This window comes from Aestuariivita sp. (assembly GCF_049276915.1).
Taxonomy (GTDB): Bacteria; Pseudomonadota; Alphaproteobacteria; order Rhodobacterales; family Rhodobacteraceae; genus Aestuariivita.
In genome coordinates this window covers 56,609-76,972 of record NZ_JBASXK010000134.1, presented here as the reverse complement: position 1 = coordinate 76,972, position 20,364 = coordinate 56,609, and the positions used below count along the sequence as shown (strand labels likewise).

At 60.3% G+C, this 20,364-nt stretch carries 17 protein-coding genes and 1 other RNA gene; 6 read left to right on the top strand and 12 right to left on the bottom strand.

The window, feature by feature from the left end:
• Positions 1-291: 291 nt before the first annotated feature.
• Genes ccoP through ccoN form a run of 4 tightly spaced genes read right to left on the bottom strand, consistent with a single transcriptional unit; the run spans position 292 to position 3,706 of the window.
• On the bottom strand, positions 292-1,161 hold the full coding sequence (gene ccoP / locus WAO69_RS14700) for a cytochrome-c oxidase, cbb3-type subunit III (RefSeq protein WP_422180444.1): 870 nt from the start codon (positions 1,159-1,161) through the stop codon (positions 292-294).
• Positions 1,158-1,343, bottom strand: a complete 186-nt coding sequence (locus WAO69_RS14695; protein ID WP_422180442.1) for a cbb3-type cytochrome oxidase subunit 3 — start codon at positions 1,341-1,343, stop codon at positions 1,158-1,160. Before WAO69_RS14695 ends, ccoP begins: the two co-directional genes overlap by 4 nt.
• Before the next feature lie 14 nt (positions 1,344-1,357).
• The gene (ccoO, locus tag WAO69_RS14690) at positions 1,358-2,083 is read right to left on the bottom strand and encodes a cytochrome-c oxidase, cbb3-type subunit II (protein ID WP_422180440.1); all 726 of its coding nucleotides are present in this window, start codon (positions 2,081-2,083) and stop codon (positions 1,358-1,360) included.
• Between the two features lie 15 nt (positions 2,084-2,098).
• Positions 2,099-3,706, bottom strand: a complete 1,608-nt coding sequence (gene ccoN, locus WAO69_RS14685; RefSeq protein WP_422180438.1) for a cytochrome-c oxidase, cbb3-type subunit I — start codon at positions 3,704-3,706, stop codon at positions 2,099-2,101.
• A gap of 207 nt (positions 3,707-3,913) precedes the next feature.
• Here ccoN and WAO69_RS14680 point away from each other — a divergent pair, with 207 nt between their 5' ends.
• Positions 3,914-4,753 carry a universal stress protein gene (locus tag WAO69_RS14680; RefSeq protein WP_422180436.1) on the top strand — a complete coding sequence of 280 codons (840 nt, stop codon included), beginning with the start codon at positions 3,914-3,916 and terminating at the stop codon, positions 4,751-4,753.
• A gap of 53 nt (positions 4,754-4,806) precedes the next feature.
• On the opposite strand, the gene fnrL is transcribed toward WAO69_RS14680, so the two are convergent.
• On the bottom strand, positions 4,807-5,547 hold the full coding sequence (gene fnrL, locus WAO69_RS14675) for a transcriptional regulator FnrL (protein WP_422180434.1): 741 nt from the start codon (positions 5,545-5,547) through the stop codon (positions 4,807-4,809).
• A gap of 62 nt (positions 5,548-5,609) precedes the next feature.
• On the opposite strand from fnrL, the gene hemN reads away from it, so the two are divergent.
• Positions 5,610-6,965: an oxygen-independent coproporphyrinogen III oxidase gene (hemN, locus tag WAO69_RS14670; RefSeq protein ID WP_422180432.1), complete on the top strand. Its 1,356-nt coding sequence runs from the start codon at positions 5,610-5,612 to the stop codon at positions 6,963-6,965.
• Between the two features lie 84 nt (positions 6,966-7,049).
• On the opposite strand, the gene WAO69_RS14665 is transcribed toward hemN, so the two are convergent.
• The 5 genes from WAO69_RS14665 to WAO69_RS14645 all read right to left on the bottom strand — a co-directional run bounded on the left by WAO69_RS14665 (position 7,050) and on the right by WAO69_RS14645 (position 13,516).
• On the bottom strand, positions 7,050-8,630 hold the full coding sequence (locus tag WAO69_RS14665) for an ABC transporter ATP-binding protein (protein ID WP_422180430.1): 1,581 nt from the start codon (positions 8,628-8,630) through the stop codon (positions 7,050-7,052).
• Complete coding sequence (locus tag WAO69_RS14660; protein ID WP_422180428.1) at positions 8,627-9,733, bottom strand: ABC transporter permease; 1,107 nt, start codon at positions 9,731-9,733, stop codon at positions 8,627-8,629. The genes WAO69_RS14665 and WAO69_RS14660 overlap by 4 nt, the downstream gene beginning before the upstream one ends.
• The gene (locus tag WAO69_RS14655) at positions 9,733-10,821 is read right to left on the bottom strand and encodes a microcin C ABC transporter permease YejB (protein ID WP_422180426.1); all 1,089 of its coding nucleotides are present in this window, start codon (positions 10,819-10,821) and stop codon (positions 9,733-9,735) included. The genes WAO69_RS14660 and WAO69_RS14655 overlap by 1 nt, the downstream gene beginning before the upstream one ends.
• A gap of 8 nt (positions 10,822-10,829) precedes the next feature.
• The gene (locus WAO69_RS14650) at positions 10,830-12,746 is read right to left on the bottom strand and encodes an extracellular solute-binding protein (protein WP_422180424.1); all 1,917 of its coding nucleotides are present in this window, start codon (positions 12,744-12,746) and stop codon (positions 10,830-10,832) included.
• Positions 12,747-13,009: 263 nt separating this feature from the next.
• On the bottom strand, positions 13,010-13,516 hold the full coding sequence (locus tag WAO69_RS14645) for a c-type cytochrome (protein WP_422180421.1): 507 nt from the start codon (positions 13,514-13,516) through the stop codon (positions 13,010-13,012).
• Positions 13,517-13,637: 121 nt separating this feature from the next.
• On the opposite strand from WAO69_RS14645, the gene WAO69_RS14640 reads away from it, so the two are divergent.
• On the top strand, positions 13,638-14,471 hold the full coding sequence (locus WAO69_RS14640; RefSeq protein WP_422180419.1) for a prephenate dehydratase: 834 nt from the start codon (positions 13,638-13,640) through the stop codon (positions 14,469-14,471).
• Between the two features lie 6 nt (positions 14,472-14,477).
• On the opposite strand, the gene WAO69_RS14635 is transcribed toward WAO69_RS14640, so the two are convergent.
• A complete protein-coding gene (locus tag WAO69_RS14635) occupies positions 14,478-14,945 on the bottom strand; it encodes an SRPBCC family protein (protein ID WP_422180417.1) in 468 nt (155 codons plus the stop codon).
• A 42-nt stretch (positions 14,946-14,987) separates the two neighbouring features.
• The gene (gene nudC, locus WAO69_RS14630) at positions 14,988-15,968 is read right to left on the bottom strand and encodes an NAD(+) diphosphatase (RefSeq protein WP_422180415.1); all 981 of its coding nucleotides are present in this window, start codon (positions 15,966-15,968) and stop codon (positions 14,988-14,990) included.
• A 185-nt stretch (positions 15,969-16,153) separates the two neighbouring features.
• Between nudC and WAO69_RS14625 the strand changes: the two genes are divergently transcribed.
• The 3 genes from WAO69_RS14625 to WAO69_RS14615 all read left to right on the top strand — a co-directional run bounded on the left by WAO69_RS14625 (position 16,154) and on the right by WAO69_RS14615 (position 20,364).
• Positions 16,154-18,007: a 5'-nucleotidase C-terminal domain-containing protein gene (locus WAO69_RS14625; RefSeq protein WP_422180448.1), complete on the top strand. Its 1,854-nt coding sequence runs from the start codon at positions 16,154-16,156 to the stop codon at positions 18,005-18,007.
• A 57-nt stretch (positions 18,008-18,064) separates the two neighbouring features.
• Positions 18,065-18,163: signal recognition particle sRNA small type (gene ffs, locus WAO69_RS14620), an RNA gene on the top strand.
• Positions 18,164-18,612: 449 nt separating this feature from the next.
• A complete protein-coding gene (locus WAO69_RS14615; protein WP_422180413.1) occupies positions 18,613-20,364 on the top strand; it encodes a DNA polymerase III subunit gamma/tau in 1,752 nt (583 codons plus the stop codon).

Genomic DNA, 20,364 nt, shown 5'->3' with positions numbered 1-20,364 from the left:
ATCATGGATTGGGCGCCTCAGGGCAGCCTATTCAGGCGTAATGAACGCGAAATCGGGGCAAGCCCCCAAATTCAAAGCCTGATTGTTCCGGTATCGGCGCAGCCGAAGCGGTAAATCAGACGTTCCTGAAAGACGGGACGCTTTAAGCGAACTGGCGGCGAGCGGTCTGCATGCTTGCGGCCTTGGGGATGAAAAAGCGCCGGTCTTCCGGGAAACGCGCGAACATATCGGAAGACCGGCGCTGAACCCCGCGCCGGCTGAACCGGCGTGGGGTGTCTTGTTGGCAAGGGGTTACTCGCCGCCGCCCAATTGGTGAACATAGGTCGAAACCGCCCGGATCTCGGCCTCGCTCAGGCGCGTGCTCCAGGGTGGCATGACGCCATTTCGCGAATAGGTCACTGTCTCGATCAGCGTGTCGTAGTCACCGCCATAAAGCCAGATCGCATCGGCCAGATTGGGCGCACCCTGAAAGATGTCCCCCTCACCGGCCTCGCCGTGGCAGGCCGAACAGTTGTCCAGGTAGAGCTCCTCACCTGCCACTGCAGCAGCCGGATCATTTGGCGTGCCACCCGACAGGGTCTGGACGTAATTGACCACCTGAACGATCTCCTGCTCTTCCAGCATTTCTCCGAAAACCGGCATCGCGGAATACCGCGAGTCCAGATCTTCTTCGTTGCGGATACCGTGGGCGATGGTCAGATAGATGTTTTCCATATCCCCGCCCCACAGCCAGTCGTCGTCCAGCAGGTTGGGATAGCCAACCGCACCGGCTGCGCCCGAGCCATGGCATTGCGCGCACCAGGTGCGGAAGACTGCAGCGCCCGAGGACACGGCATAGCCATAGAGTTCGGCATCGTCACCAATCGCGGCCAGTTCTACCCCGGCCAGACGCTCGTTGATGCCGGCGTTCCGGACCTCGAATTCCACGATCTCTTCGGCCACTTCGGCCCGCGTGGAATAGCCCAGAAGACCCGCCGTCGCCGAGTTCAGCAAAGGCCATGCCGGATAGGCGATCGTATATCCGATCCCCCAGACGATGGTGGCGTAAAAGATCCAGACCCACCATCTTGGAAGCGGGTTGTTGAACTCTTCAATCCCGTCCCAGGTATGGCCCGTCGTATCGGGATCACCCTTTTGATGTTGCACAGATTTCTTGCTCATTGCTGTGCCTCCTTGGATTGAGCGGGTTTGTCTTCATGACGGAAGACAACATTTGCCGTGTCGCGATATTCCTTAGTGCTGCCCGGGCGGAAGACCCAGATGATCACCCCCACGAAGAAGCAGAACATCGCAAGCAGGAACCAGCTGTCTGCCAGTTGGCGAAGGAAGGTGTAGGTTTCCATGAACGTGTCCTCCCTTACCGGCTTGCGTCTGGTGTGAAGGTCGAGAAATCGACCAACGTGCCCAGCATCTGAAGATAGGCCACCAGCGCATCGGCTTCCGAGATACCCGGCTGGCCATCAAAGTTGCGCACCTGCGCCCCCGGATAGCGTGCCAGCAAATCGTCAAAGTCGCTATCGGCATCGGCCTGGGCGATAAAGTCCGCCTCGGCGTTTTCCAGCATCTCTTCGGTATAAGGCACACCGACAATGGCATGGGTGCTCATCAGATCCCGGATATAGCGGGGCTCGATCAGCTTGCGCTCGAGAAAGCCGTATTTCGGCATCACCGATTCCGGCACAACCGATTGCGGATCGCGCAAATGGTCGATGTGCCAGGCATCCGAATACCGCCCTCCGACCCGCGCCAGATCAGGTCCGGTGCGCTTTGACCCCCATTGGAACGGATGGTCATACATCGACTCCGCCGCCAGTGAGTAATGGCCATACCGCTCGACTTCGTCGCGCATCGGGCGGATCATCTGCGAGTGGCACACATAGCACCCCTCGCGGATGTAGATATCGCGCCCGGTGAGTTCGAGCGGAGAGTAAGGCCGCATGCCCTCTACCTTTTCGATGGTGTTCTCAAGATAGAAAAGCGGTGCGATCTGAACGATCCCCCCGATGGTGACAACCAGAAAGCTGAACACCAGAAGAAGGGTCGCGTTGGTCTCAAGGATCTTGTGTTTGTCCAAAAGTGCCATCTGTCCGGGCCCTCCTTATTCGGCCGGGACGGCTGTTGCGAGGCTCTGCTCCTTGGCAGGGGCCGCGCGGACAGTCATCCACAGATTATAGCACATGATGAGCGCTCCGGCGAGGTACATGACCCCACCCAATCCACGCACCACATACATGGGGAACTTGGCGCTGACGGTTTCGGCGAACGAGTTCACAAGGAAGCCGTTTGCATCCACTTCACGCCACATCAGGCCTTCCATGATACCCGTCACCCACATCGACGCCGCGTAAAGAACGATACCGATCGTGGCGAGCCAGAAGTGCCAGGACACCATTGTCAGCGAGTAAAGCCGCTCACGTTTCCACAGAACCGGCACCAGGAAGTACAGAGCACCAAAGGTGATCATCCCGTTCCAGCCCAAAGCACCCGAGTGCACGTGACCGATGGTCCAGTCCGTATAGTGCGACAGGCTGTTGACCGCCCGGATCGACATCATCGGCCCCTCAAAGGTCGACATGCCGTAAAAGCCCAGGGAAATCACCATCATCCGGATCACCGGATCGGTGCGCAGCTTGTCCCAGGCCCCCGACAGCGTCATCAGACCGTTGATCATCCCACCCCAGGAGGGCATCCAGAGAATGATCGAGAACACCATGCCCAGCGTCGAGGCCCAGTCAGGCAGCGCCGTGTAATGCAGGTGGTGCGGACCCGCCCAGATATAAAGGAAGATCAGCGCCCAGAAGTGGATGATCGACAGTTTATAGCTGAAGACAGGACGTTCGGCCTGTTTCGGGATGAAGTAGTACATCATGCCCAGGAAGCCCGCCGTCAGGAAGAAGCCCACCGCGTTGTGGCCATACCACCACTGCACCATGGCATCCTGCACACCGGGCCAGACGATCACCGATTTGCTGCCCCAGATGCTGACCGGGATGGTCAGGTTGTTGACCACATGCAGCATGGCAACCGTCACGATGAACGACAGGAAGAACCAGTTGGCCACATAGATATGCGGCTCTTTGCGCTTGATGATCGTGCCCAGGAAGACCGCCAGATAGCAGACCCAGACAATGGTCAGCCACAGGTCGACATACCACTCAGGCTCGGCATATTCCTTGGATTGCGTGCCACCCAGCAGATAGCCCGTTGCGGCAAGAACAATGAACAGCTGATAGCCCCAGAACACGAACCAGGCGAGGTTCCCGCCCCAAAGCCGTGCTGCCGAGGTGCGTTGCACCACATAAAATGATGTACACAACAATGCGTTCCCGCCAAAGGCGAAGATCACCGCAGAGGTATGCAGCGGCCGCAGGCGCCCGAAGTTGGCATAGCCCTGAGCCCATTCAAAGTTCAGCACCGGAAACGCCAATTGGAAGGCGATGACGACGCCAACAAGGAAACCGACGACGCCCCATCCGGCAGTCGCGATCACGCCCGCGCGGATCACACCGTCATTGTATTCCATTGACAGATCGGCACCCGATTGAGGCTCTTCTGTCCGCCGCAAAGTCCACAGAAACAGCCCACCGGCCACAAGCATGATAAGGATCATGTGGACCTGATAAGCCAGATCACGCGCATATGAGGCCCCCATCATCGAAATCAGCACGATGAGGCCAAGCACGATCAGCTTGATATAATTCGACATAACTCGTCCCTTCGTCGTGTTCGTGCGATTCGTGTGCCGCAGCGAACGGATTAGACTGGGAGCTTGATCGCCCGAGGCGTGGGGTGAACGCTTTGATCTGAATCAAGCATTTCAGCCGCAGGTTTTGACGCGCATCAACATGAGGTCTCGAATTCGGTGATAGATTGGTGACTTGAAGACCAGTTCAAGTATGGGAGACCAAGAACAATGGCTTACAAATCTCTGCTTACGGTGATCACAGATGCGGGCATGGCGAAGGCCCCGCTGGACCATATCACGGCCCTGGCCCTCGCACAGGATGCCCATGTCGAGGCCCTCTGCCTTGGCGTGGATCGCACCCAGACGGGATACTATTATGCAGGTGCCAATGCCATGATTTTGCAGGAAACTCTGACCCGGGCACATGCCGAGGCCGATGAACTGCTCAAGCTGACAAAGGAGCGGCTGGCAAGATCTGACGTGCGTTGGTCAGCAGATGCAGGGGTCGCCGCTTTTGGCGATCTTGCGCGCCATGTCGCGCTGCACGCGCGCTTCAGCGATCTTGTGGTCTTGCCCAAACCCTATGGCTCCGAACACGGTGCCGAGCTTGAACCTCTGGTCGAGGCTGCGCTTTTTGACGCAGACGCTGCCGTGCTGGTGGTGCCGGATGATCTTGACCCCAATCCGACACCTCAGAACATCATCATTGCCTGGAACCAGAGCAAGGAGGCCCTTTCTGCCATCCGGGCCGCGATGCCGTTTCTCAAACAGGCCGAGCTTGTGCGCATCGTCGTGATCGATCCGCCCCAACACGGCCCGGAACGCTCGGATCCCGGCGGTTTGCTGAGCCAGATGCTGGCACGCCACGGCGTCGCCTGCGAGATTGACGTCTTGTCCAAAACCCTGCCACGGGTCTCGGACGTGCTGAACCGGCATGTTCAGGACAAGAGCGCCGAGATGATCGTGATGGGAGCCTATGGCCATTCACGCTTCCGCGAAGCCATTCTGGGTGGGGCCACCCGGCACATGCTGGAACAGGCAACCGTGCCGGTCCTCATGGCGCATTGATGTTGCAAGCAAATCAGGCCTTCCTTCATGCGAAGGGAGGCCTGGGCTGATCCTCAGTTCAGCAGACCGCCGTCACTGTCATCTCCGGCTTCATCCAGAAGGCGGTTCATGTCCGGCACTGTGACGTGGCGCTTGCCTTCCAGCACAATCACCTGATCATTCTTGAGCGCGGAAATCTGCCGGCTCACCGTTTCCAGCGTCAGGCCAAGATAATCCGCCATCGCCTCGCGCGTCAGTGGCAGATCAAACACCACCTTGTTCTTCCCCGCCGAGAAATTCAGCGTCGCATCCCGACGCGCGAAAATGCTCAGAAGGCTGGCGATCTTTTCGCGCGCTGTCTTGCGACCAAGAACCAGCATCCATTCGCGCGCGGCGTCCAACTCGTCCAGGGTCATTTCCAACAGACGATGCGCGATATGCGGCGTATCATTCATCATCTCTTCGAAGGGCTTCTTGCGAAAACAGCACATCACCAGATCAGTGGTCGCCACAACATCATAGGCCGCGCCATCACGCCCGGGCCGCCCGACGAAATCCGACGGCAGAAGAAGACCCACCATCTGCGTGCGCCCATCTTCCATGGTTTGCGTCAGCGAGGCGATTCCCGACACCACCGATCCGACAAAATCCATCTTGTCACCGGACCACATCACTGTCTGGCCCGCCTCGAAGCTGCGGTAATACTTTATCTCTTCCAGCCGATCGAGCTCGTCGCTCTCGCATCGGGCACAGACGGCGCGATGTCTGATCGGGCAGTCAGAGCATTCCTGAGACAGGGCGTGATTCACACTCATGCGTACTTCCAAACTTGATCTGGGTCAAAGTTTCGGCCCCGACCCATGACTAGGATACTCAGATGATGAAAACTTCGCAATTGTCCAAGCTCGGGCTATTTGACGCGCGTGTGCCACGGTACACAAGCTACCCGACGGCCCCGCATTTCAACGAAGATGTCGGCCCGATCCAGTTCATGGATTGGATCTCCCGGATTCCCGAAAACGGACAGATATCTCTGTACATCCATGTCCCCTTTTGTCGGCGGCTGTGCTGGTTCTGCGCCTGCAGAACCCAAGGGACACAGACGGACAAACCGGTCATCGCCTATCTGGAGACGCTCAAACAGGAACTCAGCCTGCTCAAGCAACATCTGCCAGCGGGTGTGAGCCTCTCGCGCCTGCACTGGGGCGGCGGCACCCCCACCTTGCTGCAACCCGACATGATGAGCGAACTGGCCGAGGCGATCGCCGATCTGGCCCCGCTGGCGGACGACTATGAGTTCTCGGTCGAGATCGACCCGAACGAGATCGACGAAGCCCGCGTTGACGCCCTGGCCGCAGCGGGCATGAACCGCGCCTCGATCGGCGTGCAGGATTTCGATGCCGAGATCCAAAAGACCATCGGGCGCATTCAAAGCTTTGACGTGACCCGTGACGCCGCTGACATGCTGCGCGCGCGCGGCATCCACAGCCTGAACGCCGACATTCTCTTCGGCCTGCCCAACCAATCGCAAAGGCGCATGACGGAAAGCGTGCAGAAACTGTTGTCGCTCAATCCCGACCGCGTGGCGCTCTATGGCTATGCCCATGTGCCCTGGATGGCCAGACGCCAGACGATGATACCCTCTGACACGCTGCCCACGCCGGAAGAACGGCTCGCTCTGTTCGAGACCGCGCGCCGCCTCTTCATGTGGGATGGCTACCGCGAAATCGGCATCGACCATTTTGCCCGCCCCGAGGACAGCATGACCAAGGCGCTGGACGCCGGCACTCTGCGGCGCAACTTCCAGGGCTATACCGATGACACCAGTGGCGTTCTGATCGGCGTGGGTGCCTCCGCCATCTCGAAATTCCCGCAAGGCTTCGCGCAAAACGCGCCGTCGACCGGCAAACATGTGGGCGAAGTGCGCCAGGGCAAGTTTTCCGTCTCGCGCGGCCATGCCTTCAAGGGCGACGATCTGCTGCGCGCCCGCCTGATCGAAGCGCTGATGTGCGACTTCCGCATAGATGCCGCCGAGATCCTGCGCGACTTCGACATCTCCCGCACAAAGCTGAACGCCCTTCTCGACCAGGCGAACAGCGCCTTTCCCGGCATGATCAAGCTGACGGAAGACGGGCTGTTCGTGCCTCATGAGGCCCGTCCCCTGACCCGGATGATCGCCCGCGTCTTTGACGCCTATGACCTCAGCAAGGCGGGGCACTCCTCGGCGATCTGAGATCGCGCGGGACTTCCGCCTGCCTCTTTCTGGTGAGAAATACTCCCGGGGGAGTCCCGAAGGGACGGGGGCAGCGCCCCCTCCTCAGCTCGCCGCAGCGAGCAAGGTGCGGGTATAAGCGTTCTGGGGATCCGTGAACAAAGCCTCGGCCTGACCGAACTCGACCACATCGCCCTGTTTCATCACGATCATCTTGTGGCTCATCGCGCGCACCACCTTGAGGTCATGGCTGATGAACAGATAGGCCAGCCCGTATTTCACCTGCAGTTTGCGCAACAGGTCGACGATCTGCACCTGCACGGTCATGTCCAGGGCCGAGGTCGGCTCATCCAGCACCAGCAACCGCGGCCGCAGCACCATCGCCCGCGCGATCGCGATGCGCTGACGTTGCCCGCCCGAGAATTCATGGGGATAGCGATCCATCGCGGCCGGATCCAGGCCGGTTTCCACCATCGCTTCGGCCACCAGCTCGCGCGCATTGCGCTCGGGGTCGACCTTGTGGATCGCCAGACCTTCCGAGATGATCTGGAAACAGGTCATCCGTGGGCTCAGTGAGCCGAAGGGATCCTGAAACACGATCTGCATATCCTTGCGCAAGCGCCGCAACTCGCGCGTGGACCATTGGCGGATATCCTGACCCTGAAAGGTGATCCCGCCCTCGGAGCCGATCAGGCGCATGATCGCCAGGGCCAGTGTGGTCTTGCCCGACCCGGATTCCCCGACAATGCCCAATGTCTCGCCGGCGCGGATCGACAGGGTCGTATCGTTGACCGCTTTGACATATCCCACCGTACGCTTGAGGAACCCCGCCTGAATGGGGAACCAGACCTTGAGGTTCTGCGTGCTGACGATCTCCTCGGAGCTGCCACTCACCGGATCCGGCGATCCGCTTGGTTCGGCCGCAAGGAGCTTTTGCGTATAGGGGTGCTGCGGGTTGGCGAAAATCTCGGCGGTCGGGCCGGTTTCGACGATCTCGCCGTCCTTCATCACGCAGACCCGATCGGCAATCCGGCGCACGACACCCAGATCATGGGTGATGAACAAAAGCCCCATGTCTTCCTCGGCCTTGAGTTCGGCCAGCAACTCGAGGATTTGCGCCTGAATGGTCACGTCCAGCGCGGTTGTCGGCTCATCCGCGATCAGGATGTCGGGCTTGTTGGACAGCGCCATGGCGATCATGACCCGTTGTCTCTGCCCACCGGACAGCTGATGCGGATAGGCCCCCAGACGGCTTTCCGCGTCGCGGATACCGACCTTTTCCAAAAGCTCGATGATCCGCACCCGTGCTTCGGCATCCACCAGCCCCTGATGCAGCGCCAGGGATTCGCGAAGCTGCTTTTCGATCGTGTGCAGCGGATTTAGAGAGGTCATCGGCTCCTGGAAAATGAAGCTGATATCATTGCCCCGCACAGTGCGCAGACGCCTTTCGTCCGCGCCGATCATCTCTTGCCCGTCATAGGTGACGGATCCCGACACCTGTGCGCTGTCGCCCAGCAACGACACCGTCGAGAGCGCGGTCACCGACTTGCCCGACCCGCTTTCACCGACCAGGGCGACCGTCTCACCCCGGTCCAGGGTAAAGCTGACGCCGCGCACCGCTTCGGTCAGCTTGCCATCCTGGCGAAAGGCGACGCGCAGGTCTTTGACCTCGAGAATGGCCGTCATGAGAATGTCTTTCTGGGATCGAACGCATCGCGGATGCCCTCGAAGATGAAGACCAGCAAGGACAGCATGATCGCAAAGGCAAAGAACGCGGTGAAGGCCAGCCAGGGGGCCTGCAGGTTCTCTTTGGCCTGCAAGGTCAGCTCACCCAGAGAGGGCGCCGAGGACGGCAGGCCGAAACCCAGAAAGTCCAGCGACGCCAGTGTTCCGATCGTGCCTGTGACGATGAACGGCAGCATGGTCAGTGTCGCCACCATCGCATTGGGCAGCATGTGGCGGAACATGATCGTCAGGTTGCTCACACCCAGCGCCTTGGCCGCGCGGACATATTCCAGATTTCGCGCGCGCAGGAATTCCGCCCGCACCACGCCCACAAGGGCGGTCCAACTGAAGATGATCAACAAGAACACCAGCAGCCAGAAACTTCGCCCCAGGATTGCGAACATGATGATGATGACATAAAGGAACGGAGTCGCCGTCCAGATCTCGATGAAGCGCTGAAAGATCAGATCCAGCCAGCCGCCGAAATAGCCCTGCACAGCCCCCGCCGCGATCCCGACGAGGGTCGAGGCCGCCGTCACCATCAGCGTAAAGGCCACCGACAGGCGGAACCCGTGGATCACCCGCGCCATCACATCGCGCTTTGTGTCATCCGTTCCCAGCCAGTTCTCGCCATTGGGCGGCAGCGGGGCTGCGCCGGGGCGATCCACCGGGGTGTCATAGGAATAGGGGATCAGCGGCCAGATCATCCAGCCTTTGTTGATCACCTCTCCGTCGATGACGCCGTCTGCCGCATCCTCGATATAGGCTTCGGGATCATCGAAACACAGATCAAGCCCGCCGGTGATGATCAGGCACTGAACTTCGGGGTCGCGATAGACCGCCTCGGTCTGGAAATCGCCGCCAAAATCGGTTTCGGGGTAGAAATTCCAGATCGGCGTATAGAACTCGCCCTGATAGCGCACAAGGATCGGCTTGTCATAGGCCAGGAACTCGGCAAACAGCGACAGCCCGAACAGCACGCCGAAAATCCACATGGACCAATATGCGCGCCGGTTGCGTTTGAAATTGCGCCAGCGGCGCTGATTGAGGGCGGAGAGCGCCATCAGCCCTCCCTCCTCTCAAAGTCGATGCGCGGATCCACCAGCACATACATCAGGTCGGACAGGATCCCCACCACAAGCCCGATCAGGCCAAAGATGAACAGGGTGCCGAACACGATGGGATAATCGCGCGCCACCGCGGCCTCGAACCCAAGCCGTCCCAGACCATCCAGCGAAAAGATCGTCTCGATGATGAGTGAGCCGGAAAAGAACACACCGATGAACACCGCGGGAAATCCCGCGATCACGATCAGCATGGCGTTGCGGAACACATGCCCATAGAGCACACGGGATTCCGACAGCCCCTTGGCGCGGGCCGTCATCACATAGTGTTTCTTGATCTCATCCAGAAAGCTGTTCTTGGTCAGCAAGGTCAGTGTCGCAAAGGCCGAGATCGTCGAGGCCAGAACCGGCAATGCGATATGCCAGAAGTAATCCCCGATCTTGCCCAGCAGGCTCAGCTGGTCCCAATTGTCCGAGGTCAGACCGCGCAGCGGAAAGATCTGCCAATAGGAACCGCCCGCGAACAGAACCAGCAACAGGATGGCAAACAGGAACCCGGGCACCGCATAGGCCACGATAATCGCACCCGAGGTCCAGGTGTCAAAGCTGGTGCCGTCCTTGACCGCCTTGCGAATGCCCAAGGGGATCGAGATCAGATAGGCGATCAGCGTCGACCACAGGCCAAGCGAGATCGACACCGGCATTTTTTCGATGATCAGGTCGATCACGCCGATGGAGCGAAAGTAACTGTCTCCGAAATCCAGTCTCATATAGTTCCACAGCATGCCGAAGAACCGCTCGACAGGGGGTTTGTCAAAGCCGAACTCTTTCTCGAGCTGTGCGATGAATTCAGGCGGCAGGCCGCGTGCGCCGATATACTGGTCATTGCCCGGCCCGCTTTCTTCCAGACCCACATCGCCCGTGTTGCCCGCGAATGAGCCAAAGACATCGCCCTGGCCCTGCGCACGCGCGATTGCCTGCTCGACCGGACCGCCCGGCACGAACTGCGTCAATGCGAAGTTGATCAGCATGATGCCGAACAAGGTCGGTATGATCAGCAGCAACCGCCGCAGAATATAGCCGCTCATCGGGCCTGTTACCTCAACGCTCCTGCGGCTTTGAGAGCGGCCGCTTTGTGAGCGTTGTACCACCAGAAATCCAGTTGTCCCAGAGCATATGGCGGCAAGGGCTCGGGGAATTCATACTGATCGTAATATGACACCCAATAGCTGTCATTGTACCACAGGGGGATCATGATGAACTCATGACGCAATGCCCGGTCCAACGCGCGCAGCGTCGTCTGTTCCTCTTGGGTGCTTTGCGACAGAAGCGACGCCTCGATGATCGCGTCAACCAACGGGCTGGCCAGACCGGCCGGGTTGAAGATCGAGAATGCCGCATCTTCCGAGCCATAGCGCTGCATCAGGCCCGTCCCGGTGCCAAGGAAGGCTGCATAGCTGTCAAAGATCAGATCGTAATCCCGTTCGCGTTCGCGCAGCGTGTATTGCGACGGATCGACTTTTTCGAGGATCGCTTCGATCCCCATCTTGTCGAGGTTGGCGACAAAGTTCTCCATCACCGCGCTCAGCGTTCCTTCCTGAGCGGTGTTGAACAGAAAGGTCAGCCGCAGCAGATCACCATTCGCATTGCGTCGACGCCCGTCATCGCCGACCGCCCAGCCGGCCTCATCCAGAAGACCCATTGCCGTGCGCAGATTGCGGCGGTCGTTCAAACGGTCAGGGTTCGACGTATGGGGCATCAGAGCAGGCTCGCTCAGCAGTTCCGGCGGCACCAGATCGCCCAGTGACAGCAAGAACTCGCGCTCGGCACCCTCTGGAACGCCAGTGGCCATCAGGGGCGTGTCCTGCGTGAAAGAAACGCGCTGCTTGAACAGGCCATACTGAAGGGACTCGTTGGTCCACTCGAAGTTATAGCCAAGCGCAATCGCCTGGCGCACACGCCGGTCCTTCAACAGCTCACGCCCCAGATTGAACACGATGCCCGACGGCGTCGGGGGTGTTCCATCCGGCAACTCTTTCTTCAAGATGGCACCGGATTCAATCTTGGGAAAGTCATAGAGGGTCGCCCATTTCTTGGAGTCCCCTTCCTGGCGAAAGGTGTATTCTCCGGCCTTGAACGCTTCGAAGGCGGCCGTGTCATCCCCGAAATATTCCACGCGAATGCGGTCAAAGTTATGCCGCCCGCGATTGATCGGCAGGTCATTGCCCCAATAGTCGGGGTTGCGTTTGTAAACGATGCGCCGGTTCACATCGACCGTCTCGACCATATAGGGCCCTGATCCGGGCGAGGTTTCCAGCCGGCTTTCATCCAGCCGTGCGCCGGTTTCCTCGAACCATTTCTTTGACCAGACGGGAACGCCACCGACCTGGTCGATCAGGCTGCGGCGCGAAATGCCTTCGGTGAAGGTGAACTTGATGCGGTAATCATCCAGAACTTCGGCACCGGGAATGCGCTTCTTGACCGCCGCCGCATAAGAGGGCAGCCCCTGCTCCAACAGCAGGTTATGCGAGAACAGCACGTCATGCGCCGTCAGGGGCGTGCCGTCCGAGAACCGCGCCTCGGGGCGGATGTGAAAGATCACCCAATCCTTGGACGGCGGATACTCCAGCTTGTGGGCCAGCAGACCATAGCCTTCACCATAGGTATCCGCAGCCCCATCGCCCAGGAGGCTTTCATACATCGACCAGCTCAACTGCCCGCGCCGACCCTTCACGGTATATGGGTTCATCGAATCAAACGTCCCCAGCGCGGCGAACGAGATTTCCCCGCCCTTGGGCGCATCCGGGTTCACGAAGGCGAAATGCTCGAAATCGGCAGGATAGGTCAGGTCGCCATAAAACGAATAGCCATGGCTTGTAATCAGGTCTTCGGTCGTCGTCTCCTGAGCTTTCAGAGACCCGGCCAGACAGAGCACGAAGGTCAGGCAAACCAATCCAAAATTCAACAAACGAGGGTGCGATGCGGGGCGCGCGAGGGCACGAGTTTGGGACATTCAGATCTTCCTGTTGTGGCAATGGCAAGAGTGTGCCGTGTCTTGTGATGTAAGCTAATCGGCGGCCATTCCAACATTCAAGTTGAGATTCCATGCGCACGCGCGATCACATTTCAGCAATAGCCCGGCAAACAGGCAGTGCCGGGCCAGCCGCACCATGGCGCGGTTGTGGCTTTGTGTTGCGCGATGACCTGAGGATACCGGAAAATGAAAAGGGCCGCTGCAGTACGCAACGGCCCCGAATTCAGAAGCTATTCCGACGCTTAGTCATCAAGGCTGTCCAGATAGGCGATCAGGTTCGCGCGATCTTGTGCATCGCGCAGGCCCGAATAGGCCATCGAGGTGCCGGGGGCATAGTTGCGCGGGCTTTCCAGGAAACCGCTCAGGTTTTCAGGTGTCCATTCACCCCCCATCGAGGCCAGGGCGTCAGAATATCCAAATCCGTCAGCCGCGGCCTTGGGTCTGCCAACCACACCATAAAGATACGGGCCCGTGCCATTCGCACCGGCTTCCAGCTTGTGACAGGCGCTGCACTGGCGGAAAAGACGCGCACCTTTGTCAACTTCTGCCGAGGCCATAAGGGTTGCGAAATCCACCTCTTCCACTTCTTCCGTCGCGACGTCGGTTGCGCCGGTGTCGATCACATAGGCCTGCTCGCCATGTGCTTCGACGCTATAGATTTCGTCAGCAGCCCAGCTACCCAGCAGAAACACCAGAAGTGCGCCGAACAAACCTGCGGCAGCCTTGGTAAAGGTCATCGTATCAAGCATTGGTCGCCCGTTCCCATTGATCCATTTGGCGGGCTATCTATTGCTTCCCTCGGGCAGTAGCAAGATATAGACACCGCGACCAAACGACCATTTACGTCAAATGCGGTGAAGGACGGAAAAAATGACCAAACGTATCGCCTTTCAGGGAGAACTTGGCGCCTATAGCCATCAGGCCTGCCACGAAGCGCGCCCGGACATGGAGGTCCTTCCCTGCCGCACCTTTGAAGACGCCATCGACGCGGTGCGATCAGGGGCCGCCGATCTGGGAATGCTGCCTGTCGAAAACTCCACCTATGGGCGGGTTGCCGATATTCATTCGCTGTTGCCGCAGTCCGGTCTGCATATCATCAACGAGGCCTTCGTGAGGGTGCACATCAACCTCTTGGCAGTACCGGGAACGCCCCTGGACCAGGTTGAACAGGCGATGAGCCACACCGTGCTTTTGGGCCAGTGCAAGGAATTCCTGGCCGAACATGGAATCCATCGCATCATCGGTGCCGACACGGCCGGATCGGCCCGGCACGTCGCGGAAGTCGGCGATCCCAAATTGGCCGCCCTGGCCAGTGAACTGGCGGGTGAGATCTATGGGCTGGACGTTCTGGCGCGCCACATCGAGGATCAGGGCAACAACACGACACGCTTTCTGATCATGTCGCGTGAAGCGGATCATTCGCGCCGGGGTTCCCACGGCATGATCACCTCATTCGTGTTCGAGGTGCGCAACATTCCAGCCGCGCTTTACAAGGCGATGGGCGGGTTCGCGACCAATGGCGTGAACATGACGAAACTGGAAAGCTATATGGTCGGAGGCACCTTCACGGCAACGCAGTTTTACGCCGACATCGAGGGGCACCCGGAAGATCCCGGTGTGAAACGCGCCCTGGAAGAGCTTGATTATTTTACCACCAACATCGAAATCCTGGGCGTCTATCCGGCCGATCCGGGCCGCGAATGACCTGCTTCAGGCCATCCGCGAGACGCGATCTTCGATATCCCTGGCGTATTCGGCCACGCGCTGCTTGAAGCGGTTGGACAGGTTTGTCTTGGCCAGCTTCATCGACTGCACGAACAGCCGTGCAGGCAGGGTAAGTGGCTTGATCTCGAAGGTGACCGATATCCGCGTGCGGTTGGTCGAAAGGGCAACAAGCTCAAGCTCAAGCGTGGTGATCAGCCCGTCCGATTTGCTTTCGAAGAACATCTCGGTGGGTGGTGTGTACTGAACAAGTTCCACCTGTGTGCGACGCTCTTTTCCGCGCAGGGTAAAGCTGGCCTCCCATGTCTGACCCACACGGGGGACGTCATGTTCACCAACGCGCTGCACTTCCGCGCCACGTCGGATCGCCGAGCGTTCATAGACCTCAAAGTCCGACAGCAGCCCGAAAACGGTCGCAATTGGTGCCTGGACGTCTTCCTTGCTGGAGAATTTCATGCCGTATGCCCGTTGTTCTTGATTATTGAGTAAACTGTGCCGTCAATCCAACCGATCCGCAAGCCAGTTCCTGATCAAAAAATGCGCAATTGCACCTTTCCGCGCGGGCTTGAGAACGGGGTGCTCACCGGCAAATGCGCTCATCATCTCGTCCCGGGAAACCCACATGGCATCTTCGATTTCGACCGGATCGATCGTGATGTCGCGGCTGGTTGCAACGCCCCCGCATCCAAACATCAAGGACGCCGGAAACGGCCATGGCTGACTGGCCAGATAGCTGACCTCGCCGACATGCACACCGGTCTCTTCAAGAACCTCGCGGCGCACGGCCGCCTCCAGTGTCTCACCCGGTTCCACGAAGCCCGCCAGCAGCGAATACATCCCCTCGGGCCAGCCCGGAGAGCGGCCCATGAGCACCGACGATCCATGGGTGATCAACATGATCACCACCGGATCCGTGCGGGGGAAATGATGCGCCTTGCAGGCCGAGCAGACCCGCTGCCACCCGGCCTGGGCCAAATCGCTGCGTGTCCCGCAACGCGCACAGAATCCATGCGTGCTGTGCCAGCCGATGATCGCTTTTGCCGTCGCGGCCAGTTCAGCCGCGCGCGGATCCAGCCGCGTCATCACCATGCGCAATTCCGCAAAGACGTGATCCTCGGGCAAATGCGGATGGCGCTGTTCGCTGGGATCCAGAAACAGACCCAGCGCTTCGGCATCGACCTGTTCAGGTTCCCAGGTTGAAAAATCCGCCGCGAAAAGAGGTCTGCCGTCTTCCTCGATCCCCAGAAAGACCAGAGTATCGCGCCCACCGACCTCGGCCTCTATCACCGGATGATCCGGCGGCAGAAAGGCAAGTGCATCCCGACCCTCGCCCTTCAGCAAGGGTTTGCCGCGCCATACCGGCAGGCATCCGGCCCTCGGGTCTGCGGACATGCGCGCCAGCGCCTTGGCATCGCTGCGCAGATGCGCGGCGCGGTTCAGACCGCTGCCCCCGAATGTGACGGTTTCTGCCAGTTTCAACTATGCTCTCCCTTGCCCAGGGCCGACCTTTGGCATGGGCGATACAGCAGTTCAATGGGGCACACCACATTGCTCACAGTGATTTAACAATGTGTTTCCGGGCGCACATCAATCCTCGATTGCAACTCAGAGTTGTTTCCTGATAGGCAGGTGTCAGGCGGGTTTTCGATCGGAAGGAGAATGACCTGCAACGAGACAGCCCGATAGCCCGGCCCCAAACTGTTGCCCAATCGGCGGCACCGGTTTCCGGACGCCTGCGCATTCTGGCAACCTCCGATCTGCATATGCAGATGCGCAGCTTTGACTATTTCGCGGATCGCAAGACAGATACGGCCGGAATGACCCGGATCGCCACCCTGATCCGCACGATACGCCATCAGGCACGCGCGCGCGGCGATCTGGTGATCACGCTGGACAACGGGGACAGTCTGCAAGGCACACCGCTGGACGAACAGGCGCTGGCCGACATGACGGGTCCGCATATCTTCTATCGCGCACTTGGCCTGATGGGGTATGACGCGGCGGGCCTGGGAAATCATGACTTCAACTTCGAACTGACGCGCCTTGTCGACAGCCTCAGACATGCGCCCCTGCCGGTCCTGTGCAGCAATGCCCATCGTATCGACGGCGGGGAACTGCCGGTACAGCGCTGGACGGTCCTTGAGCGGACACTCTGCGGAACCCCGTTGCGGATCGGGATTTTTTCGGTCCTTCCGCCGCAAACCCTGATCTGGGATGCTGACCACCTGTCGGGACGCCTTGCGATTGATGACATCACCGCCTCGGCGCGCGAGGCGATTTGCGCGCTGCAAGACGAAGGCTGTGATCTGGTGATCGCGCTTGCGCATACCGGCCTGGGAGAACGCCACGAGTTGACCGGCCAGGAGAATGCGCTCTGGCCGCTCTCGGCGCTGGACGGGCTGGATGCGATCATCGCGGGACATACGCATTTGCACCTGCCCGACCCGAAGGCTCCGCAAGGCTCGGAGATGGCACGCGGGGTGCTGAACGGGACACCGGTGGTGATGCCGGGGGCCGGGGGGGCCTATCTTGGCGTCATAGACCTGGACCTGAGCCATGCCGACACCGGCTGGCAGATCAACAAACTGCGCACGCAACTGCGCGCGGCCTGTGGAGCGGAGAACCGCGAACTGGGTGCCCTGACCGCGCCGATCCACCGCGCCACGCGCAGGCAGCTTGCCCGCACCCTTGGTTACACATCGGTCCCGTTGCACAGTTACTTCAGCTTCATCGCTCCATCAGCCGCGTTGGAAATCGTGGCCGCTGCCAAAGCTAAGGCTTTGCGCCGGATGCAGGTCATTCCCGAAGGTCTGAAGCTGCTGTCCAGCGCGGCACCGGCAAAGACGGGCGGGCGCAGCGGGCCGCAGCATTATGTCGATATTCCAGCAGGCCCGCTCAGCCTGCGCCATGCGTTTGACCTGTGTTACTTTCCGAACCGTCTGGCCGCCGTGATTGTCACCGGCGCGCAATTGGCGGACTGGATCGAAATGTCGGCAGGCATCTACAACCAGATAACAAGGGGGGACCAGCCACAGAGCCTGATTGATGCAACGCGCCCCGCCCATGGCAGCGATCTGTTTTACGGCATCGACTATGAACTCGACCTGTCGCGGCCTTCGCGGTTCGATCACGCCGGAGCCCTCATCGACCCCGCGCACCGTCGCCTGGTCTCGCTTGAGTACGGCGGTGCGCCGGTCGCAAGGGATGACCGTTTTGCCGTTGCCCTCAGCAGCTATCGCGCGAACGGCGGCGGCAATGTGGCGGTGTTGCAAGATGCGCACCGCCTGACGCTGCCCGGAAAACTGGTGCGCGAGACACTGGAAGAGTATCTGCTGGCAGGGCATCAGCCCAACCAGCCGGACGCCCGTGGGCGCCGGTTCGCCAGGATCGGCGCAAGCTCTGTCCTGGCACCCACCGGTCCCGGCGCGCTTTCGCATCTTCATGAGCTTGGCGATCTTTGCACCGGCACGGATGGCACGGACGCCGGGGGCTTTGTGCAACTGCGCCTGTCGCTCTGAGCGGGGCTGCCCCCCGCGCCACTTGCGAATCCGAACCGCGCCCCCTATATCCACGCCTGAGAGGTTGGCGCGGGCGAGCGCCTCGCCAACCCGGTCAGATCCGGAAGGAAGCAGCCGTAACGAGCCCCGCTTGGGTCGTTGTCCAGCCTCTCACCTTTGCCCCGCAACGGCGGGCAGAACACGCCCATTCATCAGCAAATCCCCCGAGATCACCCCGCCCTGTCAGACCGCAGGTTGCGAGAGGCGGGCACAGTAACTGTGCTTTAGGCACAATGCGCAGAGGTTTTGCCCCGCTCGGCGCAGTGTCCGGCAGGGGGATGCTGTTATCTGTGTATGGAACGGCGTCAGGGGGCGGGCCCGCTGAAAGTACGATGGGTGCACAGATCCGGGGTGTAAATCCGAACCTGCGTGAATGCGCGAAAGACAAACCATCGTCCTGATCGCATCGCCCGGTGCCAAACGGACGACAATGCAGCTGCGTGGACAGATATACCCAAGGCAGGTTGCCACTGTCTTACAGCACCGTGCGCCGAGGTCGCTTTGATTGCTGGACCCCTCTGACGCGCTGGCCTAGTCTCTGATTTCAGCCGAATCCCGGAGAGAAGATGAGCGACAGCGAACAGGCAGGCTACAAGGTTCTTGCGCGCAAGTACCGCCCCGAGACCTTTGTGGATCTCGTCGGTCAGGACGCCATGGTGCGCACGCTCAAGAACGCGTTCGCCGCGGACCGGATCGCGCAGGCCTTTATCATGACTGGCATTCGCGGCTCCGGCAAAACCACCACCGCGCGGATCATCGCCAAGGGAATGAACTGCATCGGGCCGGACGGCAACGGCACACCCACCACCGAACCATGCGGCCAGTGCGAGCATTGCGTGTCGATCATGGAAGGGCGTCACGTCGATGTGATGGAAATGGATGCCGCCTCGCGCACGGGCGTGGGCGATATCCGCGAGATCATCGATTCCGTCGCCTATCGCGCGGCCTCGGCCCGCTACAAGATCTATATCATCGACGAAGTGCACATGCTGTCCAACAGCGCCTTCAACGCGCTGCTCAAAACGCTGGAAGAACCGCCTGCACACGTCAAGTTCATCTTTGCCACGACCGAGATCCGCAAGGTCCCGGTCACGGTGCTGTCGCGCTGCCAGCGATTTGATCTGCGCCGGATCGAACCCGAAGACATGATCGCCCTTCTGCGCCGCATCGCCGGGGCCGAAGGCACCGAGATCACCGATGACGCATTGGCCCTGATCACCCGCGCGGCGGAAGGCTCGGCGCGGGATGCGACCTCCCTTCTGGATCAGGCCATCAGCCATGGGGCCGGCGAAACCACCGCCGATCAGGTGCGCGCGATGCTGGGTCTGGCCGATCGGGGCCGGGTGCTTGATCTGATGGACATGATCCTGCGCGGTGACGCTGCCGGAGCCCTGGGCGAACTTGGCGCGCAATATGCCGACGGCGCTGATCCCATGGCGGTGCTGCGCGATCTGGCCGAGATCACCCATTGGATTTCCGTGGTCAAGATCACGCCGGATGCCGCCGAAGACCCGACGGTCAGCCCGGATGAACGCCAGCGCGGCGTGCAGATGGCCGAAGCCCTGCCCATGCGTGTCCTGACCCGGATGTGGCAGATGCTGCTCAAGGCACTGGAAGAGGTCGCCGCCGCGCCCAACGCCATGATGGCCGCCGAAATGGCCATCATCCGGCTGACCCATGTTGCCGACCTGCCCTCGCCCGAAGAACTGGTACGCAAATTGCAGGATGCGCCGCCCACCGGACCGACACCGCCGCGCAGCGGCATGGGGGCGGCACCCGTGTCGGGCACCCAGGCGGTTGCCCAGGCGCAATCGCGCATGATGTCCAATCCGTCCGCCTCGGGTCAGACCACTGCCCTTGCACAGGATGTCGACGCCGCCCTTGCCCGGTTTCCCACCTTCGAGCACGTGATCGAACTGATCCGGGCCAATCGCGATGGCAAGCTGCTGGTGGATGTGGAAACCGGTCTGCGCCTGGCCCGCTACCAGCCCGGCCGGATCGAGTTCGAGCCGTCGCCGAAAGCACCCGGCGACCTGGCCCAGCGTCTTGGCCAGCGCCTGCAGCTTTGGACGGGCAACAGATGGGCGGTCTCGGTCGTGTCCGAAGGCGGGGGCAAGACCATCGACGAGACGCGCAACGCCGAACGCTATGCGCTGGAAGACGCGGCACATGCCCATCCCATGGTGCAGGCCGTGATGGCCGCCTTTCCCAAGGCGCAGATCAAGGACATCCGGACGCCCGCCGAACTGGCCGCAGACGCACAGGCGCAGGCCCTGCCCGAAGTGGAAGACGAATGGGACCCCTTCGAGGAAGACTGA